Annotated in this window: 22 protein-coding genes; 10 read left to right on the forward strand and 12 right to left on the reverse strand. The window is 44.4% G+C overall.

Translation table 11 applies throughout. The features are described 5' to 3' along the window. Positions 1 to 45 precede the first annotated feature (45 nt). A complete protein-coding gene (locus ABR189_RS19345; protein ID WP_354662116.1) occupies positions 46 to 264 on the forward strand; it encodes a hypothetical protein in 219 nt (72 codons plus the stop codon). 53 nt (positions 265 to 317) lie between these two features. On the opposite strand, the gene ABR189_RS19350 is transcribed toward ABR189_RS19345, so the two are convergent. The 3 genes from ABR189_RS19350 to ABR189_RS19360 form a co-directional block, all read right to left on the reverse strand. Continuing rightward, positions 318 to 923, reverse strand: coding sequence for a MarR family winged helix-turn-helix transcriptional regulator (locus ABR189_RS19350; RefSeq protein WP_354662117.1), 606 nt, complete (start codon positions 921 to 923; stop codon positions 318 to 320). A gap of 75 nt (positions 924 to 998) precedes the next feature. Continuing rightward, the gene (locus ABR189_RS19355) at positions 999 to 1,259 is read right to left on the reverse strand and encodes a DUF2024 family protein (protein ID WP_354662118.1); all 261 of its coding nucleotides are present in this window, start codon (positions 1,257 to 1,259) and stop codon (positions 999 to 1,001) included. Between the two features lie 42 nt (positions 1,260 to 1,301). Next, positions 1,302 to 1,883, reverse strand: a complete 582-nt coding sequence (locus ABR189_RS19360) for a protoglobin domain-containing protein (protein ID WP_354662119.1) — start codon at positions 1,881 to 1,883, stop codon at positions 1,302 to 1,304. A gap of 412 nt (positions 1,884 to 2,295) precedes the next feature. Here ABR189_RS19360 and ABR189_RS19365 point away from each other — a divergent pair, with 412 nt between their 5' ends. Continuing rightward, the gene (locus ABR189_RS19365) at positions 2,296 to 4,182 is read left to right on the forward strand and encodes a chloride channel protein (RefSeq protein WP_354662120.1); all 1,887 of its coding nucleotides are present in this window, start codon (positions 2,296 to 2,298) and stop codon (positions 4,180 to 4,182) included. Between the two features lie 171 nt (positions 4,183 to 4,353). Here ABR189_RS19365 and meaB read toward each other — a convergent pair whose 3' ends face one another. After that, positions 4,354 to 5,283: a methylmalonyl Co-A mutase-associated GTPase MeaB gene (gene meaB, locus ABR189_RS19370; protein ID WP_354662121.1), complete on the reverse strand. Its 930-nt coding sequence runs from the start codon at positions 5,281 to 5,283 to the stop codon at positions 4,354 to 4,356. A 139-nt stretch (positions 5,284 to 5,422) separates the two neighbouring features. Here meaB and ABR189_RS19375 point away from each other — a divergent pair, with 139 nt between their 5' ends. After that, positions 5,423 to 6,289 carry a glycosyltransferase family protein gene (locus tag ABR189_RS19375; protein WP_354662122.1) on the forward strand — a complete coding sequence of 289 codons (867 nt, stop codon included), beginning with the start codon at positions 5,423 to 5,425 and terminating at the stop codon, positions 6,287 to 6,289. Positions 6,290 to 6,375: 86 nt separating this feature from the next. Here the strand turns inward: ABR189_RS19375 and ABR189_RS19380 are convergent, their stop codons facing one another. The 3 genes from ABR189_RS19380 to ABR189_RS19390 are packed head-to-tail and all read right to left on the reverse strand — an operon-like array spanning position 6,376 to position 9,135. Next, positions 6,376 to 7,344 (reverse strand): hypothetical protein, encoded by a 969-nt coding sequence (locus ABR189_RS19380; protein ID WP_354662123.1) that lies wholly within the window; start codon positions 7,342 to 7,344, stop codon positions 6,376 to 6,378. Between the two features lies 1 nt (position 7,345). Next, positions 7,346 to 8,059 (reverse strand): class I SAM-dependent methyltransferase, encoded by a 714-nt coding sequence (locus ABR189_RS19385; RefSeq protein WP_354662124.1) that lies wholly within the window; start codon positions 8,057 to 8,059, stop codon positions 7,346 to 7,348. 32 nt (positions 8,060 to 8,091) lie between these two features. Further along, positions 8,092 to 9,135, reverse strand: coding sequence for a glycosyltransferase family 4 protein (locus tag ABR189_RS19390; protein WP_354662125.1), 1,044 nt, complete (start codon positions 9,133 to 9,135; stop codon positions 8,092 to 8,094). 268 nt (positions 9,136 to 9,403) lie between these two features. On the opposite strand from ABR189_RS19390, the gene ABR189_RS19395 reads away from it, so the two are divergent. The 4 genes from ABR189_RS19395 (at position 9,404) to ABR189_RS19410 (ending at position 13,103) form a co-directional block, all read left to right on the forward strand. After that, positions 9,404 to 10,039 (forward strand): LON peptidase substrate-binding domain-containing protein, encoded by a 636-nt coding sequence (locus tag ABR189_RS19395; RefSeq protein WP_354662126.1) that lies wholly within the window; start codon positions 9,404 to 9,406, stop codon positions 10,037 to 10,039. Positions 10,040 to 10,264: 225 nt separating this feature from the next. Next, positions 10,265 to 11,566, forward strand: coding sequence for a BamG family beta-barrel-assembly machinery protein (gene bamG, locus ABR189_RS19400; RefSeq protein WP_354662127.1), 1,302 nt, complete (start codon positions 10,265 to 10,267; stop codon positions 11,564 to 11,566). A 106-nt stretch (positions 11,567 to 11,672) separates the two neighbouring features. Then, positions 11,673 to 12,188: an LPS export ABC transporter periplasmic protein LptC gene (gene lptC / locus ABR189_RS19405; protein WP_354662128.1), complete on the forward strand. Its 516-nt coding sequence runs from the start codon at positions 11,673 to 11,675 to the stop codon at positions 12,186 to 12,188. 576 nt (positions 12,189 to 12,764) lie between these two features. After that, a complete protein-coding gene (locus ABR189_RS19410; RefSeq protein WP_354662129.1) occupies positions 12,765 to 13,103 on the forward strand; it encodes a tRNA-binding protein in 339 nt (112 codons plus the stop codon). A 1,176-nt stretch (positions 13,104 to 14,279) separates the two neighbouring features. Here the strand turns inward: ABR189_RS19410 and ABR189_RS19415 are convergent. The 3 genes from ABR189_RS19415 to lysS form a co-directional block, all read right to left on the reverse strand. Continuing rightward, the gene (locus ABR189_RS19415) at positions 14,280 to 16,433 is read right to left on the reverse strand and encodes a S9 family peptidase (RefSeq protein ID WP_354662130.1); all 2,154 of its coding nucleotides are present in this window, start codon (positions 16,431 to 16,433) and stop codon (positions 14,280 to 14,282) included. 307 nt (positions 16,434 to 16,740) lie between these two features. Continuing rightward, entirely contained in the window at positions 16,741 to 17,097 is a 357-nt protein-coding gene (locus ABR189_RS19420) for a hypothetical protein (RefSeq protein WP_354662131.1), read from the reverse strand. A gap of 94 nt (positions 17,098 to 17,191) precedes the next feature. Continuing rightward, on the reverse strand, positions 17,192 to 18,706 hold the full coding sequence (gene lysS, locus ABR189_RS19425; RefSeq protein WP_354662132.1) for a lysine--tRNA ligase: 1,515 nt from the start codon (positions 18,704 to 18,706) through the stop codon (positions 17,192 to 17,194). A gap of 330 nt (positions 18,707 to 19,036) precedes the next feature. Here lysS and ABR189_RS19430 point away from each other — a divergent pair, with 330 nt between their 5' ends. Both ABR189_RS19430 and ABR189_RS19435 read left to right on the forward strand, forming a co-directional pair. Next, positions 19,037 to 19,870 carry a universal stress protein gene (locus ABR189_RS19430; RefSeq protein WP_354662133.1) on the forward strand — a complete coding sequence of 278 codons (834 nt, stop codon included), beginning with the start codon at positions 19,037 to 19,039 and terminating at the stop codon, positions 19,868 to 19,870. 39 nt (positions 19,871 to 19,909) lie between these two features. Continuing rightward, on the forward strand, positions 19,910 to 20,659 hold the full coding sequence (locus tag ABR189_RS19435; protein WP_354662134.1) for a DUF4197 domain-containing protein: 750 nt from the start codon (positions 19,910 to 19,912) through the stop codon (positions 20,657 to 20,659). 74 nt (positions 20,660 to 20,733) lie between these two features. On the opposite strand, the gene ABR189_RS19440 is transcribed toward ABR189_RS19435, so the two are convergent. Together ABR189_RS19440 and ABR189_RS19445 are read right to left on the reverse strand one after the other, a co-directional pair. Beyond that, complete coding sequence (locus tag ABR189_RS19440) at positions 20,734 to 21,609, reverse strand: flavin reductase family protein (protein WP_354662135.1); 876 nt, start codon at positions 21,607 to 21,609, stop codon at positions 20,734 to 20,736. 31 nt (positions 21,610 to 21,640) lie between these two features. After that, positions 21,641 to 22,654, reverse strand: coding sequence for a fumarylacetoacetate hydrolase family protein (locus ABR189_RS19445; protein WP_354662136.1), 1,014 nt, complete (start codon positions 22,652 to 22,654; stop codon positions 21,641 to 21,643). Positions 22,655 to 22,825: 171 nt separating this feature from the next. Between ABR189_RS19445 and ABR189_RS19450 the strand changes: the two genes are divergently transcribed. Then, positions 22,826 to 24,733, forward strand: a complete 1,908-nt coding sequence (locus tag ABR189_RS19450; RefSeq protein WP_354662137.1) for a serine hydrolase — start codon at positions 22,826 to 22,828, stop codon at positions 24,731 to 24,733. Positions 24,734 to 24,781: the final 48 nt, after the last annotated feature.

The raw sequence follows: 24,781 nt of genomic DNA on the forward strand, positions 1-24,781 counted from the left end.
GCTCCGGTCAAATTTCGTAACTTAGCATAGCAATTCTGTTTTACCATGAAAAAGTTATTGTTGCCGTTATTTACTTTGGTGTTGTTAGTGGCCAGCTCTTCCCTGATGGCACAGTGTTCCTTGTGTACTAAAACTGCGCAGCAATTAGGTGAGGGCCCTGCTACCGGATTGAACAATGGTATTCTTTACCTGGCTTTTATGCCGCTGGCTATTATTGCATTTCTGGGTATACGCTGGTGGAGAAGCACGCGCGGTGAAGCCTGATAAGGCTGCCTGACTGGTATTGTTCAGTACAACTATATTTCTTCTCTTATATTTTATTGCGGAAACTGAAATTCGGGGCAGTCTACCCTAAGATCTGCTGCTTTGAGTTTGCAGGGTACCAGATTACAATAATGTCCCCCCTTCTGTGTGTAGAAATGGCAATTCAGGCACATCCGCTGTGGCGTAATGATTCCCTCCCGGTTAAGTTTAAAAATGAGCTGTAGTAAATGCTCCAATAAGGCTGATTGTTCTTTTGAGCAGGTGAGGCTCAGTGTATTTTGCAGCGGGTATGCGAAGCATTCCACTTTTTTAGCCAATGCTTTTCCGGCTTTAATGAGATGTAAGGTATGGCTACGGGTATCGGTAGCGGTCACCTTTCTGATGAGGTAGTTTTTGGCTTCCAGCGATTTTACCGCATCACTGATGGTGGCTTTGGTCATATTAAAATGGGCAGCCAGAAAAGTGATGGTTCGTTGTTCTTCAGGATAATGTAACAGGAAGGTAAGCACCTGTATCTGTATAGGGCTGATACCATGTTGTTTGGCATTATCCCATAATAATACACGAAAGACCTCCGACAGCCGTTCTAAAGCAGCTACTATCTTACTGGAAGTATTGGTTGCCTGTTGTTCGGGGCCAAATGTGGATTTTCTCCCCATAATTTTTCTTTCCTGCTGTTGAATAAGGTATAGCCAGGCAAGTTACAATAATTTGTGCTGGCAGGAAATAACATATTAGTGACATCCTTCCATTTCGTAGATATAGTAACCTTGTTGTTCAATTTTCCGCTTCCAGTTGGGTACCACTTCTTCCAGGTGGCAAAACCGGCATTCTTTAGCTGAAATAGGCTGAGAGCCCTGAGATTTTGTACTTAAATAAGCTTTACCAAAGTGAAGTACTTTTTCATAGTGCGTATCGGCAGCTACAATAATATCAAAATGCATTAAGCCACCATCTTTTTTCTTTACATAAGTGTCAAAAACTGCTACTTCCATAGGGGATTGGTTTTAGGTATGGATTGATCGGTAAGGATATATTTATGATTGATTAGCAGGCTGGGTTTCAGGGTAACACCAGAGTATTACACTGAGGCATACTGCTTTGAACCAGGCCTGTTGCATTTTGTCGACTTCCGGGGCATGATGCCCTTTATTAGTTAAAAACGCTCTGACAGATGCGGTGGCCGGATAGATAAATGTAACCAGGTACCGGAAAAAAGTAGCGGGTATACTGGTCATATTGAATTCGGTCACCGGCTTTCCTTCATAGTGCTGATGGATTAATTGCTCATACTTCAGCCATTTTTCATTTTGTGGCGGGTAGCATAAGCTGTTTATCCAGCTTTCAAAACGTGGTTGCAGGTCTTTGATATAATTGATATCCTGCTGCCCGTTTTGCGTAAAATAATGTGACAGGTAATCATTAGTCAGAATATACTCGTACCATTTATCCAGTAAAGCAGCTGTTTGTGAGGAGAGGATACTACCTGCCAGTTGCAAATACTTTTCATCTTCATGGGTGAATAACAGCATCCGTTTTAAAAGCACTAACTCGCGTAATTCTATCGCGGGCAATGCAGTGCCATTGTACATGCCCTGATCATGCTTGCCATTCGTCATACATACTCGATTTTGGTGGTATAGCCTGCATTGGATATGTTACAAATATAATAAGGGATCCTAACTAAAAAAACTGTTTTGCATTTATTTACAACCCTTGTCCTTTCGGGCTGCCAGCGCAAATATAACTACATCCGGGAATGGTTATACGTGTTTGGCACTCTTTATTTTCGTTAACGAGTAGTTAACTAATTAGTCAAAAAAAAGGTGTATTGCGTTTGGGGGAAGTGGGGGCACCAGGGGTATTTTTAAGAGTACAATTATTGTACCATATAAAAAAAACGTTTGAGATTGTAGTGTTTACGTTATAGCTTTGAAGTGTGGTTATCCATCTCATACATGAATATACATAGCCAGCAGTGAATATACACCACTGTTTCAGACGTTCTTACCATATTATATTTTATAGCAGATGCAAAATATTTTCCGATCATTTTCGAGGGCAGGCATTCCTGTGTCGCCATCAATGGATCCTGCACTGGCGGCTGCGCACATGGAGCCTCCTGCCAGTTTTAATGCAGGGAGAGTGCTTTATCTGTCTGTTTTAGCAGTAGCCAATGCTGCTGTGATCAGTATTATCGCAAAGGGGTTGTTGTTATTGATCAACCTGATCACCAATCTTTCATTTTACGGCAAATTTTCTGTGGAGGAAGCCACTCCCCTACACAATCAGCTGGGATGGCTGGTGGTACTGGTACCGGTTATTGGTGCCGTGATCATCGGGATCATGGCCCGGTATGGGTCTGCAGCCATACGTGGGCATGGCATACCGGAAGCTATGGAGCAGATATTGGTCAATAAAAGCAAGATAAAGCCTATCATCACTTTTCTCAAGCCCTTGTCGGCAGCCATTTCTATTGGTACAGGCGGCCCATTTGGCTCTGAGGGCCCCATTATAGCTACCGGTGGAGCCTTGGGGTCCTTTATAGGACAGATTTTACGGATTACGGCCACGGAAAGGAAGATATTACTGGCCGCAGGTGCAGCAGCAGGTATGTCCTGTATCTTTGGCAGCCCGCTGGCAGCAGTTATCCTGGCGATAGAGCTGTTATTATTTGAATTTTCTCCCAGGAGCATTATCCCGGTAATATTGGGTTGTATTACCTCGGCGGCCTTTCACCATTGGTTCTGGGGGGGCGCTCCTGTATTTATTCTCCCGGATGTTCCGGCAGCGGGCAACCTGGCCCTGCTGATGTATTCGGTGATAGGTATTATTATAGGGCTGCTGGCAGCACTTATTACCAAAGCGGTATATGCTATTGAAGATGGTTTTGAAAAGATCCCTGTGCACTGGATGTGGTGGCCGGCTATCGGTAGTGTGGTTGTGGGGCTGGTAGGATATTATGCGCCTGAAACATTGGGGGTGGGTTATTTCAATATCAACAATCTCTTATCTGCTAATGTAACCCTGCACATGTTGTTTGTGCTGAGCGTGATGAAATTCATTTCCTGGGCGTTTTCACTTGGGAGTGGCACTTCCGGAGGTACCCTGGCGCCATTATTAACGATGGGAGGTGCCTTAGGTATCCTGACCGCGATTATCCTGCAGGCTATTTTCCCATCTGTAGTGATCAATCCTTCCGTAGCAGCATTAGTTGGAATGGCGGCTATGTTTGCCGGTGCAGCAAGGGCATTGCTTACCTCAGTTATTTTTGCACTGGAAACTACGGGCGATGCAGATACTTTATTGCCATTGGTATGTGCCTGTGTTGCTTCTTATTTTATTTCCTTCTTTTTGATGAAGAATACGATCATGACGGAGAAAATAGCACGCCGTGGTATCATTACTCCTCATACCTATAAACCTGACCTGCTGGAAAGTGTACAGGTAAAAGAAGCGATGTTACCGGATATTATTATGGTGAGTGAAGAGAACACTATCGGTGAGTTACGCCAGTGGATGTACGAAAATAAGTTAGGCGCACATTCATTAGCATATCCTGTGGTAAATGCGAATGAAGAGCTGGTAGGGATTGTTAAAACGGAAGATGTACTGGACCCGGCATCTCCGGAGCAGGCCGCGGTGACTTACATTACCAATACCAATGCATTGGTAGTGCCGGAAGAAACCTCTTTACGTCATGCTGTGGATATTATGTCCGGGCATCAGCAGGATATTTTGCCTATTGTGGTGGCAGATAACCACAAACATTTGTTGGGCGTGCTGGATTACCGGACGGTATTTGCCGCTTACCGTCATGTGAAGCAAGGAGAAGAAACTGCTACCAGGAATATTTCCCTGAAGCGGCAGGTGATGAAGATATTGATCCGGAATGGGATTATTAACAAGCATGAATAGCGGCAGGTGTGTCAGGCGCAGATTAAGTGCCTGCGCGCTGTGCTAAATGACGACATATCTTACTTTTGACACACTCTTATAGTACCCGTTTGCCAGGTATGGTAAGCGGGTTCTTGTTTTATAGTGGGTATGAACCGGTGGTAGGAGGCAGTAATGTTGGCGGAGGGATGCTTACCTTGTAATATTGTTATACGTTGCTACAAAACGATAGAGGTTAAAGTTGTTTTTGTCCAGCAGCAGGCGGATGTGGTGCTGCAGTTGTTTTTTATCCACGTCTTTCATGCGTCTTTGCTGGATCAGCTGCCAGGCTTTCTCTGCCAGCAGGAGCAATTGTTTGCCGGGTTCTTTTAAGGTAACAAGCTGATGTTTTTCAATAGCTGTTATCACCGCCTGTATACCATCCTGTTGGGTAGCAATGGTTTTAAGCACCGGTATCTCCCATTGCACTTTCTGGCGGCTATGTGCCAGCAGGCGCAGATTTTTTACAAAATCATTGGCATTATCGCGGTCGGCTTTATTCACTACAAAGATGTCGGCAATTTCCATGAGGCCGGCTTTCATGGTCTGGATCTCATCTCCGGCTTCGGGCACCACGACCACAATGGTGGTATCGGCCACTCCTGCAATTTCTACTTCGCTTTGCCCTACTCCTACTGTTTCAATAAACAGATAGTCGAATTGTGCGGCTTTAATAACGTCACTGATTTCGATGATTTTGGAGCTGAGTCCGCCCAGTGCGCCGCGGCTGGCCAGGGAGCGGATAAATACACGGGGGTGGTTGAAATGGTCGCTCATGCGTATCCTGTCGCCCAGCAATGCCCCGAAGTTGAACGGAGAGGAAGGATCTACGGCAACAATAGCAATCCTTTTTTGCTGCGTTAGCAGTTCACTGATGAGTGCATTGACAAGCGTACTTTTTCCTGCACCCGGAGGGCCGGTAATACCTACTACCCGGGTATTGCCAGCAGCCGGGAGGTGTTCCAAAAGCTGTTCATAACCGGTGGCTTCATTTTCTACAAGTGAAATACAACGGGCTAACGCTTTTATATCACCATTCAACAGTGCGGGTAAATATTGCTGGTACATGCTTGTTTTTTCCATGAGTAGTGAATTGCAAAAATACGCAGTAACTGGCTTTAAACTAAGGTATTATTGTCAAAGTTGATATGTTTATTTACCTTCATGCATTGGTAGCAGCGCCATAACCATTCAGCTGCTTTTATAATAACTACGATATCAGATGAAAGTCAGTGGATTTACCTTTGTAAGGAATGCTGTAAAATATGATTACCCGGTAACAGAAGCCATCCGTTCTATTCTACCTTTATGTGATGAAGTGATTGTAAGTGTGGGCAATTCAGATGATGGCACTGAAGCACTGATCCGGTCTATTGATTCTCCTAAAATCCGTATTACACATTCTGTATGGGATGATACCCTGAAGGAAGGTGGCCGTGTATTGGCTGTAGAAACAGATAAAGCCTTTAAGGAGGTGAGTCCGGATGCAGACTGGGCTTTTTACATACAGGCAGACGAGGTGGTGCATGAAAAGGATTATGATAATATCCGTAAGGCAATGGCCCGTTATAAAGATGATCCAAAGGTGGAAGGGTTATTGTTTAACTATGTTCATTTTTACGGCAGCTATGATTACGTAGGTGATTCCCGCACCTGGTATCAGCGAGAAATAAGGATTATCCGCAACGATAAAAATATTGCCTCCTACCGGGATGCGCAGGGGTTCCGTAAGCATGATCAGAAATTGCATGTAAAGCGGGTAGATGCCAGTATCCATCATTATGGTTGGGTAAAAGACCCGCGCCAGCAGGCCAGCAAACTAAATAACAGCCACCAGTTGTATCATGGGGATAATGGTGTGCCACAATCTGCAGCAGAACCATTTGATTATAGCGGTATTGATTCGCTGGCCCTGTTTAAGGGTACGCATCCTGCCGTGATGCAGCAACGCATTAACAGCAGGAACTGGAAATTCGATTTTGATATCAGCCGTAAGAAATTTTCTTTTAAAGAAGGATTGCTATACTGGATAGAAAAGCGGACAGGCAAACGGTTGTTTGATTATAAAAATTATAAACTGCTGAGATAGCCCCCCGGTTCATTTGCAGGCTATTGTGCCATCCAACCTGGAATCCCATCAGTTTACTGGAAACGCTTGTTCTCTTGCATGCTATGCTATTTGCGCCATCCAAACAGTTTTTTCCAGCCCTTTTTAGGTGGGGCATATCTGGCTTTTAATGCCTCGTATCCATGCGCGGCCAGCTGTGTCTGGTAGGCATTAAAAAGTGTGGTCAGTTCGGGCCTTGACTGGAAAGTATACAGGTTGGGGTGATATACGGAGATCATGGATTTATTTTCCAGTTTATATCCGCTGAAATGGAAGAATATTAATGGCCCTGTGGTACCGTCTGCGGCAGACACCTGATAGTTACCATCCGCCTGCCTCAGTTTTCTTTCATCCAGGTTCCAGTATGCCATATTATAGCCCGGATGTTTGCTGGCAAGGAGCAGGTCATTAAAAAGCACGGGCACCAGCATCAGCCATAACTGGTCGGTAAACAAACCTTTGGAGGGCTTATTGTATGCACCATCTACCAGTACATTTTTCCACCAGGCAAGAAATTTTTGCGTACCAGCTGTGCGATTCAGCGCAAAAAAGCCACCGTTGAATGCGCCTCCTCTGAGCATGTTCCTTTGTATGCCGCGTCTGGCCTTTTGGGCGATCTCATCATTTTCCCAGATAACGGTACCATTAATATGTGCAGTGAGGATAATATCTTTCGTCTGGAGGTCTTGCCATACATTGGATAAAGCTGCTGTTACATAGATATCTGCATCGAAATATACTACCTGCTCAAATCCTTTTTTATGGAGGAGATAATCGGCGAGATAGGGCTTTAGTGCGCAGCTTAATTCAAATGCATTATATCTTGATTGCATCGCCCCGTAATTTTCCAGGCCAAGCTCTTCAATAATAACGGTGTTGGATATATTAAATTTATTCAGTTCTTCTTTTGCGTAGTTGTCGGCATTAAATATGAATATAAAAGCTGTGATATCAGTATTATGATTTAATGCAGATGTGATCAGTGTTTTAGCTTCTGCAATATGACTGGGTGTACAGATGGTATAAACGGCCTTCATGTTAGTTTTTTTCTGCTAGCACAATTGTATTTTGATAAAAGTCCTGCTTCTTCGGCAATAATGCATTCAGGATGGTACCTGTAAGATTGGGCAGCAAAATAAACAAGAATTTCAATATAAATCTGATGGGAGATATTTTCATCAGGAAGCCAAACAAGGGTAAAATGTATTGCACATTGTATACCACCATCATCTGAAAGATGGTAGTGATAAAGGTGCCGGATTTATCTGTTGTCAGGAGCGTAAAGCCATTCTTTTCCAGCAGGTGTTTCAGTGCAAATTGGGTGTACCTGGCATAGTCATTGGGTACTTCGTGTTCATTCCATACAAAAGGGCAGGTAATGAGTATTTTACTTTTGGGTTTCATTACCCGGTTTAGTTCGGGTAAAATTTCTTCCAGGTTAAATAAGTGTTCAAACACCTCGCTACTGAATACTGCATCAAAGTGTGCATCCGGAAAGGGAATTGTTTTACCATCATAAAATACATCAATCTCTTCTTTCTCGTGACTATGTCCGTCGCCGTTATAATCCACCCCAATATATTGTTCTACATTGAATAACGCTTTGTAAGGCTTTGAGCCACATCCAAAATCCATGAGTACTCCCTGTAATTCACCCGCATATTTTTTGATGGCTTTGTACAAGCCTTTCCGGACAAAGAAAAAGGGGTGGAACAAATTGGGGTTGAATCCACTGGTTACGCGGTTATTCATATGTTTTTATTAGTTAAATGTGTGAATGTATTTTAGTTGATAAGTCCGCGATATACTGAAAGATATGCTGCCGCAGTATCGTCCCAGTTAAAGAAGTTTGCTCTGTCGATGATAGCCTGTGCCGGATGTGTCGTTTGGTAATGGTGCATGCCTGCTTCAAAAACCTTTTGCATGCTTTCTGGTTCAAAGCTATTAAAATAGTAGGCTTCTTTTCCGCCAATTTCCGGCAGGCTGGTTTTGTCGGAGAGGAAGATCGGTTTCCCGAAATGCATGGCTTCAATTACCGGCAGTCCGAATCCTTCTGCCAGGGAGGGGAAGGCAAAAGCGTAACAGTTTTTAAGATACCAGTATTTATTATCCGCCGGCACAGCACCCAGTAGTTTTATACGGTCTGATATGCCGTGCAGTGCTGCTTCCTGCAGGATCTTTTGTTTGTAGGCTTCATTAATCTGTCCTGCAATGACAAGCTCCAGGTCGTTGTTTTTCAGTAAGCAGGGCAATACATGAAAGTTTTTTTTAGGGAGCACTACTCCTATTGCAAATATAAAAGGGCGGGTAGGCTTGTATACAGGCGTATCGAAGCCGGGGTATTCGTGTACGGTAGTGCCGTTATAGATGACCTGTAAGGGTTTATTGCCTGTATCCAGGTGCTGGTGTACTTCCTGCTTCACAAATTCTGATATGGCAACGATATGATCTACCTGGTTTACATTTTTTTGCAGCCTGCGCATGTACTTTTCCTGTTTGGCCTTGCTTTTGGCTTCATGCAGGAAGTTCAGGTCATGGATGGTAAGTACTCTCCTGGTACGGGTACTGCGTGTTTGATAAGGAGAAGTTTGGTAGGTACTGTGCCATACATCAAAATGTTGCTGGTGCGGCAGGTAAAATTTATGGAGAGAGCTTTGCCATAAATAATCCGGCGTTGTGCCAAAGTGCTTCCCCAGCTTTTTAGGCAGATAAAAGCACAGTTCTTCACCGGCTTTTTTGAGCAATGCTTGTCCCAACTCATGGCAGTACGTGTAAAGTCCTGTGTTAGGGTATTTCATTCTTTCACAATCAATCAGTATATGCGCCATTCGTTGGAAGTTGTAGGTGCCAATAGGTTTAAGTTATCTTTTATTAAGTTTGTCTGACAGTATTATTCATGACAGCTAATTGGCTACCAATCATCTGCCAAATATAAATGTTATTATTTTTATAATATGTAGCATGTACCTGTTGGAGCCGTAAAACTAGAAAATAATTTTCCAAACAGGCCGTTTCCACAAGAAGGGTGCGGTGAGTCCGGATAAGTTGGGGTGGTATGTGAGAGAACAGGGAAGTAAGTATTAATTTAGTATCACTATGACTAATTTCATTCCAATATTTCCATTAAGTACGGTGGTATACCCGCATGAACATTTGAACCTGCATGTATTTGAGCCAAGGTACAAGCAGTTGATCCGGGAGTGCGTGGCAGAGCAGAAGCCTTTTGGTATTCCGGCGGTGGTAGATAAGAAGATTGTGGAGTATGGCACACTGGTAGAGGTGGTGAAGGTAGAAAAGGAGTATGATAACGGGGAGATGGATATCCGTACCAGGGGTGTGAAGGTGTTTCGGGTGCTGGAGATCATCAAAACCATTCCGGAGAAGTTATATTCCGGTGCTATTGTCAGTTATCCGGTAAATAGTGAAAAGAGCAATGAAAGGTTGCGGCAGCAGGTATTGCATGCTGTACGGGAGCTGCATAACATTCTGCAGGTGCATAAGGGGTTCGGCAAGGGAGATGAGGAGCTGACGGCCTATGATCTGGCTCATCATGCCGGGTTATCCCAGGAGGAGGAGTACGAGTTGCTGCATCTTTTTTATGAAGTGCAGCGGCTGGAGTATTTAAAACGGCACCTGCACAAGGTGATTCCGATGATGGCAGAGATGGAAAAGCTCAAGGAAAGAGTGAAGCTGAACGGGCATTTCAGGAACTTATCAGCTGATGATATATAGGAATGGGAAAATTATTGGGAAAAATACCTGAAACAGGTATTTATGAAAGAAATTGGCGATCTGTAAATGCGCTGTGGAAGGGGATTAGCGGTAGATAAGCCGGGAACTTTAACGTGCTTTTAACAGGGGGGATTTTGGTTTTTTTTGCTTCCCGCTTTAAAAATAAGATATTTGCAGACCCGTATTTATTCGGCATATAAGGTTAAAATTCAATATTCGAACTCAATGCATTGGACAAAAGCTAGCATTCTTTGCCTTCTGGGTGGACTGTTCCTGGCGGCAAGTAATGTTACTGCCCAGGATAATTCTCCGTATTCCCGCTACGGCTTAGGCGACATGAATAACAACCAAAATACGATTAATCGTGGTATGGGTGGCGTTTCACAAGCTTATAACGATCCTCAATCAGTAAACTATATTAATCCTGCCAGTTATTCCAACTTACTGCTTACTACCCTGGATATAGGGATAGAAGGCGGTGTTAAGAATCTTACCAGCAAGGATACCCGGTTCAGTTCCGGTTTTGGTACACTTTCCTATTTACAATTGGGGATACCGTTGAAGAAGAACTGGGGGATGAATATCGGATTAAGACCCGTAACCCGGGTTTCTTACAATATCCTGCAGAACACAGAAAAGACTTTTTTTGATACTTTAAAGCTGCCGGTAGCCAATCAATATGAGGGCAATGGCGGTTTATACCAGGTTTTTGTGGGTACCGGTGTTGGTATTGGCAAGAATTTAAGTGTAGGAGCTAACGTTGGTTATTTGTTTGGAAGCATTCAAAACAGTACCAAGGCTATTTACCCGCTCAACAATTTTATATTTCCTTCCAGACATAGCACCCGTGACACTTATGGCAGCTTTTTCTATAAGCTGGGCTTGCAATACAAAGCTAAGTTGGGCGATGAGCTGGACCTGACGATAGGAGCTTCCGGAAGTGTGCAGCAAAATCTGACTGCCCGCCGCGAAACTATGCGGGAAACCCTGTATTATGACGCTTCTTCAGATGAATATAATACGCAGGATACTGCTTTTTATGAAAAAGGTGCCAAAGGTAAAGCGATCTACCCTCAGGAACTGGGTGGTGGTATCATGTTGCGTAAAGAGGGCAACTGGATGATAGGCGCGGATTTTACAACTACGCAGTGGGACCAGTTCCGCAGCTATGGTGTAGCGGATTCTGCGGTGCAGAATGCCTGGAAGTTTAGCCTGGGAGGCCAGGTGATCCCTAATGCCAATGGCATGGGTGGCTACTGGGGCCGGGTTACTTACCGCCTGGGTGGTTATTATGGCCGCGACTACGTAAAACTGAATGGTGTAGATATGCCTATTAAAGGGTTTACGGTAGGGTTAGGATTACCGGTACGCAGACAGGCTTATTCTTATCAGTTTACCGCGATCAATATTGCTTTTGAGGCAGGACAGCGTGGTGATAATAAAACAGCACTCAAAGAAGCAGTCTATAAATTCTCCGTGGGCTTTACTTTGAACGACAGGTGGTTTATCAAGAAGAAATACGACTAAGCCATTTTTACGGGCAGGAATCAATAATGCCAGTTTTACCAGGATGCTGAGAAAGATACTCCCATATACGTTTTTAGCGGTAACTATCTGTAGTTGTGAAAACGATATGCAGGCCATTATGGACCTGGATCAGAAAAAGTCTGCTATTGAGGAAGGGGTTGATATTGAAACCATCTTCAGTCAGCAGGGCAAGGTACGGTCCAAGCTGATGGCCCCTAAAATGGACCGGCACCTGAGTACCCCTCCCTTTGTAGAGTTTACAAAAGGATTGCGGGTATTGATCTATAATGATACTTTGGGGGTAGAGAGCACTGTAACGGCGAGATATGGGAAGTATTGGGAAAACGAAGGGAATGTGTTGTTGAAAGACAGTGTAGTGGTGATCAACAAGCAGGGAAAACGGCTGGATTGCAGCGAACTGAACTGGGACTCCAAAAAGGAAATCTTTTATACTTATAAGCCTGTAAAGATCAGCACCCCTACCGATACTATCAGGGGGGCTAATGGAATGGAATCCAATCAGGACTTCTCCGACTATAAAATACTGAGCGTAAGTGGTCCGGTGACCATGGAAGACAGTACGGCTACCGCCCCTCCGGCAGATAGTACAGTAGCTGAGTAAATAAGCATTATATGTTATTAAAAATAAAATCACCCGACCTGGAAAGGTTGGGTGATTTGCTTTAACCTATTTTTTAACCTAAAATTTGTACATATATAACCAATAACTATGCCAGTTTGTTGCATCATTTTCCCGCTTTTTCCGGGGTATAATACCGGAAAAAAAGCGGTTATCCGACAACTGTTCCGGATATACTGGTGTATTTGTTAACTGCATGTTAACAAGGGGTTATATCTAACGTTTACCAAGTAAAATATAGCTTTTACGAAAAGTGATTTAGTTGTTCAAAAAACAGCATATATCTTTGGTTCAGGTTTTTCATAGGATATGGTTAAAATTTCTGAGGGTGGTATTCTTGCCGCCCTTTTTTGTGCCCTTTAGTGTAATATTCTCACCCTTCCCCCTACTATTTTTCCGTATTATTTTTTTTATTATTTATTTCCTTCAACATACATTATCTGTTTTATTGGTCCGGAGGATTAACCGCATTCGTCATTTACTACGGCTGTGTGGGCATAAACAAGTGGTACAATGCCTATATTAGTTGCTCAATAGCAAACTAAAAAGGAATACATCATGGAAACAATCAGCTGGCAAGATTTTGAAAAGGTACAAATGCGTATAGGGACGATATTAAAGGTGAGTGACTTTCCAAATGCCCGTAATCCGGCATTCCAGCTGGAAATTGATTTTGGGGCGGAATTAGGGGTAAAAAGATCTTCTGCACAAATCACCCAATTATATGAAAAGGAGACATTGATTGGCAAGCAGGTAGTAGCGGTTGTAAATTTTCCTGTGAAGCAGATTGCTAACTTTTTTTCTGAATGCCTGGTACTTGGAGTGGTTGGCGATAATAAGGAGATTGTATTACTACAACCAGACCGTATTGTAGAAAATGGAAAGAGAATAGCGTGATAAATTTAATAGGTTTGAATTGTACCAGCGTTTATTGCTGGCTGCAAAGCGCTTTTATATTTATTCTTTATTAAATAGTTAATTAAATCAATTTAATATAATTGATAATATAATTACTCCCAATCCATTATTCTGTGTTTACGAACAATTCTATAACGTTCACGGAAATGGGTTAAAAAGCAAAAATCACTACTATATCTTTGCATTAGGTTTTTCATAGGATATGGTTAAAATTATTACAAGGGCGGTATTCTTACCACCCTTTTTCTTTTCTACTCCTGCAAAAACACCCCTATAAATGTTGTTTTCCCAATAGATATTTACTCGTCACATGAAAACATATCATAAAGTGTTTTTACTGTGTATGCGTTCACCTTCTTTTTTGCTACGTTCCCTGGAAAAAATATAGCGTTCACTGAAATGAGCTGAATTTGTCTGTATAATTAGTTGATCTTTACTATAGGTTTTTCAATAAAGATATGGTTAAAATTTTTCGGGGCTGTAGTCTTGCAGCCCTGTTTCTATTTTAGGACCTCTGGTTTTTGAAAAGAGCTTTGAGCCCCGAGCTATAAGCTGCGAGCTAAAATGCAGCAAATGTTTTTAAACAGTGCGCTTTTAGTCCAATTGCAGTGAGTAATTTTTTACAGGATTTGCTGAAAAAGTGCTATTTTAACATCCTATCATCCGTACACTTATCCTGCTTTTATTCTGCCCTCTGCCTGGGAATTGCCTGGCATCAAAATAACTTTCTCCTTACCCTTGTGTGGTAAATCTGCCTCTCATTATACCTTTTATACCGATGGGGGGATACTATTGGGATACTATATAGGTACTTTATCTATGCTTTTACTATGGCTTTACTATGCTTCAACCCATGTTCGGCTATACTTAAGCTATTAGCTGTTAGCAGTTAGCTTTTAGCTGAAATGCAGCGAATGATTGGAGAGAAGGAATGTGTAACAAACAGCCGTTTTCTGTTATGCAATTTAGCCTTTAGCTGAAATGCAGCCAATGATTAGGGGGAAGGAACAGGCAACAAACAGCTATCTTTCGCTGCATTTGGGCTCGCAGCTTGTGGCTCACGACTCGCAGCTCTCCTCGCATTGGGCTAACAGCTCAAAAAAAGGGCCGGCTAAGTGCAATTTAGCCAGCCCGTAAGCTATGTTAATATAAAGTCTATTTCTGCATAAACAGCTGCGGAAAAGGCTTATTCAGCAGATTAGTATAGATAAAGCGGTTTGCTTCATTGGTAGAGTGCACACTTTTGATGCCACCCCAACCATGTCTTTCGCCGGGATAGAGCATAAATTCGAAGTGCTTACCCAGGTTTTCCAATTTATCGATGAGCTGGATACTGTTTTGCATATGTACATTATCATCCATGGTACCGTGTACTATTCTCAGCAGGCCTTTGTATTTGTCGGCATGCGTCATTACGGCGGTTATCTTGTAGCCTTCCGGATTATCGGCAGGCGTATCCATATAACGTTCGGTGTAATGGCTGTCATACAGTTGCCAGTCGGTTACCGAGAAATTGGCCATCCCATAGTTAAACACATCTGCCCCATAGGTAAGTGCCATACAGGTCATATAACCACCAAAGCTGCCCCCTGTCATCGCGATTTTGGTATCATCTACCCATGGTTGAGCACGGAGCCATGTGGCCGCATCCATATAATCCTCTATTTCGTGTATACCCAGCTTGCGGTGGATGTAGTTCATCCCCATTTTGCCGAGCTGGCCGCTGGCGCGGTTATCAATAACCACCTGGATCACCCCTTCCTGTGCCCACCATTGTGGTGTGAGTGTAGGTTTCCAGCTGTCGTATACCGTACCCGCGTTAGGACCACCATAAATGCTGATCAGCACGGGATATTTTTTACCCTCCTGCATATGCAGGGGTTTGGTAATGGTCATGGGAAGTTCCAGTCCGTCCCTGGTTTTGTAATAGTGCATGACAGGAATGGCCAGGTTATATTGATCAAATTCAGGCCCTTTGCTGTCGCCCAGTTCACGGATCAGTTTACCGTTATTATCCAGCAGCGCCATTCTGGTAGGAGTAGACAGGTTGGAGTAGGTAGTAATGAAGTATTTGCCACCGGGGCTCAGTTTGATGCTATGGTAGTAATCACCGAAGGTAAGGCGGGTAACAGTCCCATTCTTAATACTTACTTTATACAGATCAAAGCGGGTAGACGCCTCTTTACGGGCAGTAAAGTATACTACCTGGTTCTTTTCATCTATCTGTACCAGATCGTTTACGGTCCAGTTGCCAGAGGTAAGTTGTTTTTTAAGGGATCCGTCTGTGTTGTACCAGTAGAGGTGTGCCCAGCCGGTTTTATCACTTTTTATGATAAAGCCTTTATTTTTTTCCAGGAAGGGCAGGTCTTCGAACCAGTCTATCCAGGTTTTTTGTTTTTCGTCGTAGACCTCTTTTTTGTTACCTGTTTGCGGGTCTATGCTGTATATTTTCAGGTTGTTCTGATCACGGGGCATCCATTGGATCCAGAGTGATTTTGCATCTGGGCTCCAGTAAGGGGTACCAAAGTACTGGTCATCTTTTTCATTAAAATCGGCCCATACGGTATTACCACCGGTTACGGGTACCATGCCCAGTTTTACTTCCGGGTTATGGTCGCCGGCTTTAGGATAGCGGGTATTTTCCAGGTAGCCGTGCTGGCCTGTTTCGCTGTAGATCGGGAATATGGGCACTTTGGTATCATTGAAGTGCATATAGGCAATCTGTTTGCTATCAGGGCTCCACCAGAAGGCGCGGTAGCGGGAAGGGCGGCCCAGGATTTCTTCATAGTATACCCAGGAAGCCCAACCATTGTACACTACATCAGAACCGTCTGTGGTATACCGGGTTTCTTTTCCGGAGGTTATTTCTACGCTATAGAGATCATTGTTACGGGTAAAAGCCACGTATTTACCATTCGGAGAGAGGGTAGGATTTTTTTCTACCAGGGTATCGTTGGTCAGCCTTACCTCCGGTTTGCCGGGCGCCAGGTAAAATATGTCTTTATTGCGCATGGCTACGGCAGGACCCTCTACCGGAGCGGTGTAAATAGTAGCCTTGCCGGTGCGGGCATCTATTTTCCAGGCTTGTGAGCGACGGCTACTGCTATCCATCCGCATTTCCAGGTAACTGTTTTCATCTGCCCAGTTGATGATAGCCGGTAAAGGCTTTGCCAGCGCCGTTTTGGCACCTTTAAAGATCTGTTCAAAAGTGAGGTCTTTCTTTTCCTGTGCATGCAGGCCATGCCATGATAATGAAAAAACTGCCAGGCTGGTCAGACAAGCCGGCATAAACCGTTGTAATCTTCTCATAGATTTAAATGTCAGGTAGTTTTTGTTGGTTGCATTCCTGTTCCCGGGGGAACGGAAGTGGGCGAAAATAAGGATTAATGAAAGACGATGATCAACATTTTCCACAAACGGAGCAGGGGGTAATTACCAGCTATTCGTAAAATGCTACCATTTAGGAAAGGAAAGTGCGCACTTGGGAAGTGGCATTTAAAGTAGTGTTTACAGCGGTTACCTTTGAAATGGTTTTCATAGGATATGGTCAAAAAAAGTAAGGGGCTGTAGTCTTACAGCCTCTTTTTATTGCAGTATCCTATGATTCCTTACAGGATCAGTCGGGGGAGATATTAGCGATCAGGATGGCGCCCGCCATCAGCCCCAGGTCTTTCAGAAAAGCAGTAGTAGATTGTACATCACCATTTACCGCACCGGGTGCATGAATAGACAGGATGATAAACAGGAGAAAAAGCGCGAGCAGATAACCTGCCAGTCTTACTTTTTTCCCGATGATAAAGGAAATGGCTGCCAGGATTAGGCATAGGCCTGTAATGTATACCCATGCCTTACCTCCGGGAATAGGTACTACGCCCGCCATCATATCCGCATTCATAAAATGGAAGATGCCAAAGATGCCTATTACGATGGCATACAGGATAATGGCTACGCGATTGGGGATCCATGTTTTCATAAGCCTGTGTTTTTCAAAAGATAATCATTTTTAAATAAAAAGTGGCCGCTTCAGCTAGCTGAAGCGGCCACTTTTATATGATCACCAGGTGTGATTAACCTTGTCTTTCCTGTTTCATCTGCGGGAAAAACAGTACATCCTGGATAGAAGGCTGATTGGTCATGAGCATGGTAAGACGGTCTATTCCAATACCTATACCAGAGGTAGGCGGCATACCATATTCCAGTGCCCGGAGGAAGTCGTAATCAATGTACATGGCCTCATCATCACCACGTTCCATGAGCTGCACCTGTTCTTCAAAGCGTTCGCGCTGATCGATCGGATCATTCAGCTCGCTGTAGGCGTTCGCAATTTCCTTACCGTTCACCATCAGTTCAAAACGTTCTACCAGGCCTGCTTTGCTGCGGTGTTTTTTGGTGAGCGGGCTCATTTCCACAGGGTAGTCGATGATAAACGTAGGTTGGATATAATGTGGTTCACATTTCTCACCAAAGATCTCATCAATCAGTTTGGCTTTACCGAACTTAGGGTCTACGTGGAGGCCCAGTTGTTTACATACTTCGCGGAGCTGGGCTTCATCCATACCGGTAATATCCACCCCGGTATGTTCTAGGATGGCTTCATACATGCTTACCCGGCGGAAAGGCGCTTTAAAGTCGATGGTTTGTTCTCCTACCGGAACTGAGGTAGTACCGTGTAAGGTGATGGCAATTTTTTCCAGCAGGGTTTCTGTGGTTTGCATCATCCATTCGTAGTCTTTGTAGGCCGCGTACATTTCCATTACGGTAAATTCCGGGTTATGGGTACGGTCCATCCCTTCGTTACGGAAATCTTTTGCAAACTCATATACGCCTTCAAAACCACCTACAATGAGGCGTTTGAGGTAGAGCTCATTAGCCACCCGCAGGTACAGGGGCATATCCAGGGCATTATGATGGGTAATGAACGGACGGGCAGTAGCACCACCGGGGATAGGCTGTAAGATGGGCGTTTCTACTTCCAGATAACCCAGGTTGTTATAAAAGTCGCGGATGGTTTGCATGATCCGGGTACGTTTTACAAACACGTCTTTGACCTGTGGGTTAATGAGCATGTCTGCATAGCGCTGCCGGTATTTAAATTCAGGATCAGTTACCGCGTCAAAAGTTTCCCCTTCCTTTTCCTTTACTACCGGTAATGGGCGGAGCGCTTTTGAAAGCACTGTCAGTTCTTTGGCGTGGATGGAAGTTTCACCGGTTTTGGTAATAAAGGCAAACCCTTTTACCCCGATAATATCCCCCATGTCCATGAGTTTTTTCCAAACGGTATCGTAGAGAGATTTGTCTTCACCAGGGCAGATATCATCCCGGCGGATATATACCTGGATACGGCCTACGCTATCCTGCAGTACTGCAAAGGAGGCTTTTCCCATATCACGAACGCTCATGATGCGGCCAGCCAGGCATACTTCCTGGAAACGGTCCTTCGTTTCTTCGGAATAATTGGTTTTAATATTAACAGAGGTGTCGTTTACCGGGTATGCGGGAGCCGGATAGGGATCGATACCTAATTTTTGTAATTCCGCTAATTTTTCCCGGCGTATAATCTCCTGCTCAGATAATTGTGTCATGTAGATATATATGTTGCAATGTGCTGTAAAATACCAAATGGAGTGCAAAAATAACTGAATTACGGTAAAATAGGCTGTTTAGAATGGGGAGGTCGGGGTTTTTGGAGGAGATCGGCGTGTTTGGCGGGCAGCAGGTGGACTATTAGGCCGCCGCCGAATGGTGTAAATGTCGGGATGGTGGTAAATGGAGAGCATGCCAGTGGGAGGGCGCTGGCCGGTTTTATAAAACTGGCATTAATTTTTCTTTATAGGTGAAAACAGTTCTTTTTTTCAGGACTGACATTGTTAACTTTATAAAACAAGGCTTTTATTGATTTAAAAACTACCCAGATGAAAACAATCATTGTTCCCACCGATTTTTCCGAAACGGCTTATAACGCGGCCCAATATGCTATAGGGCTGGCAGGACAAATGGGTACTACCCGGATCGTATTATACCATGCCTATGAATTGATCATACCGATACCTGATGTACCGGTAGCGGTGCCGGTGATCAATGTGGATGAATTGCGGGAAGCCAGTCTGGAAGGGTTAAAGAAAATGAAAGCCGGTCTGGAGGCCTCCTTACCTGCCGGCGTAGTGATGGATTACCGGGCGGAAAACAATTTACTGTCTGCCGGTATTGACGCTGCCTGCCGGGAAGAAAAGGCGGATGTAATAGTGATGGGGATCACGGGAGGAAGCCAGCTGGAAGAGATACTGGTAGGTTCCAATACGGTAGATGTGGTAAAGCATACCACCTGCCCGGTAATTATTGTACCGGCAAAGGCGCAGTTCTCACCGATCAGAACCATTGTATTTGCCTGCGACCTGCGGAAGGTAGCAGAATCTACCCCTATTCAGCCTTTAAAGAAACTGTTGAATGTATTTAAAGCCACTTTGCACGTTATTAATATAGATCATGAGAGCCGGCATTTTTCTACCGATACTCCTTTTGAAACGATGATGCTGGAAACATTGCTGGAAGATTACCAGCCGGAATATCATTTTATTGATAATCCCAATGTGGTAAAGGGTATCACGGAATTTGCAGAAAAAGAAAAGGCGGATCTGCTGCTCACGATCCCTAAAAAACACGGGCTATTTGAAGGACTTTTTAAGCGGAGCCGTACCAGCCAGCTGGCCTTTCATACACATATTCCGTTATTGACAATACATGAATAATACTGATATTTGACAATTAATATTAATATACACGACAACATGCAGATGAAAAGAACATTGATCTTATTGCTGAGTACCCTCGTATTACAGGTAGGCAACAGCCAGGCGCAGATCTTCAAGAAATTGAATAAGGCGCTGAATAACAATACATCCACTTCCAATAATAACAATGGAGCCGCCAATGTGACTGAGGGAGAGGCGGGGTCTGGTATTAAAGAGGCCTTATCAAAAGGGGTGAATGCCGGCATTGCGATGCTGAGTAAAAAGGACGGCTTTTTCGGAAATGAAGCCTACAAGTTATTGCTTCCCCCGGATGCGGTGAAGGTAGGCAATACGCTGAGGTCTTTAGGTCTGGGTAGCCTGGTGGATCAGGCGATCCTGCAGATTAACCGTTCTGCCGAAAAAGCGGTAGGCCATGCTGCACCAATCTTTGTAGGCGCTATCAAGCAGATGACCTTAACAGATGCTTTAAACCTGTTGAAAGGCGGTAACAACTCTGCCACAGAATATTTTAAGAGTAAAACAACAGATCAGCTGAAAGCAGCTTTTGCACCAGTGATCAAGGGATCGCTGGACAGCACCAGTGCTACCCGTTACTACGGCGATATTGTTAACAAATACAATGCACTGCCCACCACTTTTAACAAGATCAATCCTGACTTACAGGATTATGTAACCGGAATGGCGGTGAATGCTTTGTTTGATCAGATTGCAAAGGAAGAAGCCAATATCCGTGCTAATCCTGCTGCCAGATCTACAGAATTGCTGAAGAAAGTATTTGGAAAATAAAGCCCTGATTTAAAGGGAGAAGCGCATAGCCTCACCTGTAAGCGTATACGCTTGCAGGTGAGGCTGTTTTTATTTTAGCACAGCAGTACCTGCCAGGCAGCAGCTACATTGCCCTGTGACAATAGTTTTTGTGCGTATTTGTGGAGTTCCTGTTCCATTTCGGCAGGAGATACGCTGTAATACTGGATGATATTTTTCAGGTGTTCATCCTCAAAGGTGGGATCAATCACCGGCAGTTCATGTACATTGCCTAATTGTCCGAGGTTATTACCCGTAAGAATATTGCTTTGGCGTATGCCGGCTGGCAGTGCATCTACCCCGATGCCCAGCTGGGTATTAGGTTTGGCTACTTCAAACACGGCATTGCCGGAAGCCCGGCAATAATAATCAGCCCCCATGCGGGCCACCAGATCGATCTTATGCGGATCTATACCTCCTTTTTCGTTGAGGATATTTTCATTGATGTGCAGCAATACCGGTTCGCATATCACGAGATTACCGGCACCTCCCCCATCTCCCGTTGCAATCACCTGTTTTACGATACACTCCATTTGTACGGGGCTTTCCTTTACCCGGAAAGGTTTGATCCTTTCGGCAGGTAAAGGAGTAAAGCCTGCTTTTTCAAATTCGTTTACGCCTTCGGGGTATTCACAGCTGGCCAGCGATGTTTGTTGTACCATGGCATAGCTCACTACATTGATCACTACTTCTCCGGTAGCCTGGATATTTTCCAGGGTATGTTTTATGGTATTATTCCTTACCCTGCGGGAAGGAGAAAAGATCAGTGTAGGCGGATTGGAACCGAAGATATTAAAGAAGCTGAAAGGCGATAGGTTGGGAACGCCCGCTTTGTTGACCGTACTGGCAAAGCAGATAGGTCTTGGCGCTACAGCGCCCAACAGGTAAGCGTGCAGCTCACTGGTTTTTACCTCACCGGGTATTATTTGCATGCGTTTAGATTGGTATGGCCGTAACCAGTTGTTAAATGTTTTTCTTGAGTTGGAGGATGGAAAAATCATCGTTTTCCGCAACAATGGTATTGGTGAGTGTACCCAGGCCTTCAATTTCCATTTCCACCACATCACCGGGTTGCAGCCATTGTTCTTTATAATCGGGATCATTGAGTTTGCCGGTACCATTGAGTTCCAGGAAACAGCCGGTGCCTACTGTACCACTGCCAATCACATCGCCTGGCAGGATATTTACGCCATAGGCGCAACGTTCTACGATCTCTGCAAAGGTCCAGTCCATATCGCCCATATTACCTTCGCTCACCTGTATACCATTTACTTTGCAGGTCATTTTCAGGCTGTAGGTATTACCGGTATGGCCGGGTTTGGTAGCTGTTTTGAAAGGCTCCAGTTCATCAGGTGTAACCAGCATAGGGCCTATAACCGTACTGAAATCCTTGCCTTTTGCAGGGCCAAGGTTCAGTTTCATTTCTTCCATTTGCAGCAGGCGGGCGCTCATGTCATTCATGATCATATATCCGCCAATATAGCTGTCTGCCTCAGCAGCAGGAATATTACGTCCTGCTTTGCAAACAACGATGGCCGCTTCCAGTTCAAAGTCCAGTTTTTCGAAATGGTCCGGCATACATTGAATTTTGCCGGGGCCCTGGATGGCGTTATGGTTAGTAAAATAAAAGATAGGATATTGGTCAAATTCAGGGATCATGTCTGCCTTACGGTTACGGCGCGCAGCCGCAACGTGCTGGCGGAAGGCATAACCATCCCGGCAGGAAGTAGGAAAAGGGATAGGTGCTAATACATGCACACTTTCATAAGGGATGCCCATGCCTGTACCCGGATTGGTGCCCGCCTTCAATTGAGCGTCTGCATGCAGGGCGATATCGATCACTTCTTCCCACATGAGCAGAAACATCTGCATATTATTAGGTAGGTCCGGATGCAGTTCCTGTGTGTTGTACAGCATACCATTTACCAATATGGCCAGCTGGTCTACTTCTTCTTTTAAATAAGTAACAAGTTTCATGTTGTGTTTTTAGTCTGGATGTATGATTGCCAAATATAAGAAACATCCGCTTTTTGTTAATTGCTTGGGGCGGCCTTAATAATTTCCTATTTTAGTACTATGTGCTATCCCAAAGTAGTTCGTTCAGGGCCTATTCTCTGCGTGATAATTTTCCTTTGTTTTTTTAGTGAGGTGATAGTTGCACAGACACGTACGGATACCTTACTGGAAAACCTGTTGAAGCGGCATGCGTCGCCGGCTTTGCAGCACATATTACAGTACCCCGATACTTTCCGTTACCAGCTGATCTACACCAGAATAGACCGGGATAAAAATAACAAGCCTCATTTCTCGCATTACTACCTGAACGTGAACAAGGACCTTTATTTTAATCCTGCCAGTACGGTTAAAATGCCGGTAGCATTCCTGGCGTTGGAAAAGCTGCATACCCTACAGCAATCAGGTGTAAATAAATACACCACGATGCTAACGGACAGCAGTTATAGCGGGCAGGTAACGGTGCATACGGACAGTACTGCTGAAAATGGGCTGCCTTCCATTGCACAATATATCAAAAGGGTATTCCTGATCAGTGATAATGACGCATATAACCGGTTGTATGAATTTGTGGGCCAGCAAACCATCCATGAGCAGTTGTGGCGTAAAGGTTATCCTGATATGCGTATTGTAAGGCGTTTTATGCCATTGGATGAAACAGAAAACCGTCATACCAACGCGATACGGTTTGTAAGTGGTGGGCAAACGCTCTATGAGCAGGCCCCTGCGGTAAGTAACCTGACTTATGATTTCAGCAAAAAGATCGAGATAGGCAGTGGATATTGGGATAAAAATGATAAGCTGGTGTTGGGTCCTATGGATTTTACCCGGCATAATAATGCGCCGCTGCAGGACCTGCAGCAGCTATTGCAGTTGGTACTATTTCCGGAGTCGGTACCAGCATCGCAGCGGTTTGATCTTACGGCTGCAGATTACCGGTTTTTGTACCGGTATATGTCGGAATACCCTGGAGAGTCGCGTTATCCTAAGTATGATACGGCAGAATACTTTGACAGTTATACCAAGTTTTTCCTGTTTAAAGCGGGTAAGCGCAAGATCCCCGATTACCTGCGTGTATTTAATAAAACGGGGTGGTCTTATGGGTTTTTAACGGATGTAGCTTATATCGTTGATTTTAAGCACCAGGTGGAGTTTATGCTCAGTGGTACTGTATATGTAAACCGGGATGAGGTACTGAATGATAACCGGTATGAATATGAAGAAGAGGGCTATCCATTTTTTAAGGAGATAGGCGCAATAGTGTATGCCGATGAGTTGCAACGGAAAAGAGCATACCGGCCGGATCTCAGTGCATTTAAGCTTACTTATCCTGAGCCGGAGGTGACGTATAGCCATGGCGGCATTATCCGGGGAGATACTACCCGTCGTACGCTGGCGCTGGTATTTACAGCAGATGAGTTTGCCGATGGCGCCCCACAGATACTGGCCACCTTAAAAAAGCACCGGGCAAAAGGGGCGTTTTTTCTGACGGGAAATTTTTACCGGAACCGTGCCTTTGCGGGAATAATACGTCAGTTGAAAGCAGGAGGGCATTATTTAGGGCCGCATTCTGACCAGCATTTGCTGTATTGTGACTGGACGCGCCGGGATAGTTTACTGGTAACGAAAAAGCAGTTTACGGATGATCTGCATGCCTGTTATGCCGCGATGGCACAGCGGGGTATTCAGCAGCGTGATGCGTCTTTTTTCCTGCCACCGTATGAGTGGTATAATGACACTATTGCCGCCTGGACAAATGAGCTGGGGCTACAGCTGGTAAACTTTACACCCGGTACCCGGAGTAATGCTGATTACACCTATCCGGAGATGGGGAAACAATACCGCAACAGCCAGTCAATATTCCAGTCGGTCACTGCCTATGAACAGGAGCAACCGGCAGGGTTAAACGGGTTTTTGTTATTAACACATCTGGGTACGGACCGGCGCCGGAAAGATAAGTTTTACACACACCTGGATAAATTATTGACTTATTTAGAACAACGGGGCTACAAATTTGTATCTATAGAAGAATTGTTGCAATAAAGTTGCACGCTTTTTGCGGCGATAGTATATAGTTGACCATCAGCACAT

This window comes from Chitinophaga sp. H8 (genome assembly GCF_040567655.1).
GTDB lineage: Bacteria > Bacteroidota > Bacteroidia > Chitinophagales > Chitinophagaceae > Chitinophaga > Chitinophaga defluvii.

Excerpts from the sequence above, each read along its gene's own strand:
- ABR189_RS19345 (WP_354662116.1), top strand. The coding sequence starts at position 46 with ATGAAAAAGTTATTGTTGCCGTTATTTACTTTGGTGTTGTTAGTGGCC.
- ABR189_RS19350 (WP_354662117.1), bottom strand. The coding sequence starts at position 923 with ATGGGGAGAAAATCCACATTTGGCCCCGAACAACAGGCAACCAATACT.
- ABR189_RS19355 (WP_354662118.1), bottom strand. The coding sequence starts at position 1,259 with ATGGAAGTAGCAGTTTTTGACACTTATGTAAAGAAAAAAGATGGTGGC.
- ABR189_RS19360 (WP_354662119.1), bottom strand. The coding sequence starts at position 1,883 with ATGACGAATGGCAAGCATGATCAGGGCATGTACAATGGCACTGCATTG.
- ABR189_RS19365 (WP_354662120.1), top strand. The coding sequence starts at position 2,296 with ATGCAAAATATTTTCCGATCATTTTCGAGGGCAGGCATTCCTGTGTCG.
- meaB (WP_354662121.1), bottom strand. The coding sequence starts at position 5,283 with ATGGAAAAAACAAGCATGTACCAGCAATATTTACCCGCACTGTTGAAT.
- ABR189_RS19375 (WP_354662122.1), top strand. The coding sequence starts at position 5,423 with ATGAAAGTCAGTGGATTTACCTTTGTAAGGAATGCTGTAAAATATGAT.
- ABR189_RS19380 (WP_354662123.1), bottom strand. The coding sequence starts at position 7,344 with ATGAAGGCCGTTTATACCATCTGTACACCCAGTCATATTGCAGAAGCT.
- ABR189_RS19385 (WP_354662124.1), bottom strand. The coding sequence starts at position 8,059 with ATGAATAACCGCGTAACCAGTGGATTCAACCCCAATTTGTTCCACCCC.
- ABR189_RS19390 (WP_354662125.1), bottom strand. The coding sequence starts at position 9,135 with ATGGCGCATATACTGATTGATTGTGAAAGAATGAAATACCCTAACACA.
- ABR189_RS19395 (WP_354662126.1), top strand. The coding sequence starts at position 9,404 with ATGACTAATTTCATTCCAATATTTCCATTAAGTACGGTGGTATACCCG.
- bamG (WP_354662127.1), top strand. The coding sequence starts at position 10,265 with ATGCATTGGACAAAAGCTAGCATTCTTTGCCTTCTGGGTGGACTGTTC.
- lptC (WP_354662128.1), top strand. The coding sequence starts at position 11,673 with ATGCAGGCCATTATGGACCTGGATCAGAAAAAGTCTGCTATTGAGGAA.
- ABR189_RS19410 (WP_354662129.1), top strand. The coding sequence starts at position 12,765 with ATGGAAACAATCAGCTGGCAAGATTTTGAAAAGGTACAAATGCGTATA.
- ABR189_RS19415 (WP_354662130.1), bottom strand. The coding sequence starts at position 16,433 with ATGAGAAGATTACAACGGTTTATGCCGGCTTGTCTGACCAGCCTGGCA.
- ABR189_RS19420 (WP_354662131.1), bottom strand. The coding sequence starts at position 17,097 with ATGAAAACATGGATCCCCAATCGCGTAGCCATTATCCTGTATGCCATC.
- lysS (WP_354662132.1), bottom strand. The coding sequence starts at position 18,706 with ATGACACAATTATCTGAGCAGGAGATTATACGCCGGGAAAAATTAGCG.
- ABR189_RS19430 (WP_354662133.1), top strand. The coding sequence starts at position 19,037 with ATGAAAACAATCATTGTTCCCACCGATTTTTCCGAAACGGCTTATAAC.
- ABR189_RS19435 (WP_354662134.1), top strand. The coding sequence starts at position 19,910 with ATGCAGATGAAAAGAACATTGATCTTATTGCTGAGTACCCTCGTATTA.
- ABR189_RS19440 (WP_354662135.1), bottom strand. The coding sequence starts at position 21,609 with ATGCAAATAATACCCGGTGAGGTAAAAACCAGTGAGCTGCACGCTTAC.
- ABR189_RS19445 (WP_354662136.1), bottom strand. The coding sequence starts at position 22,654 with ATGAAACTTGTTACTTATTTAAAAGAAGAAGTAGACCAGCTGGCCATA.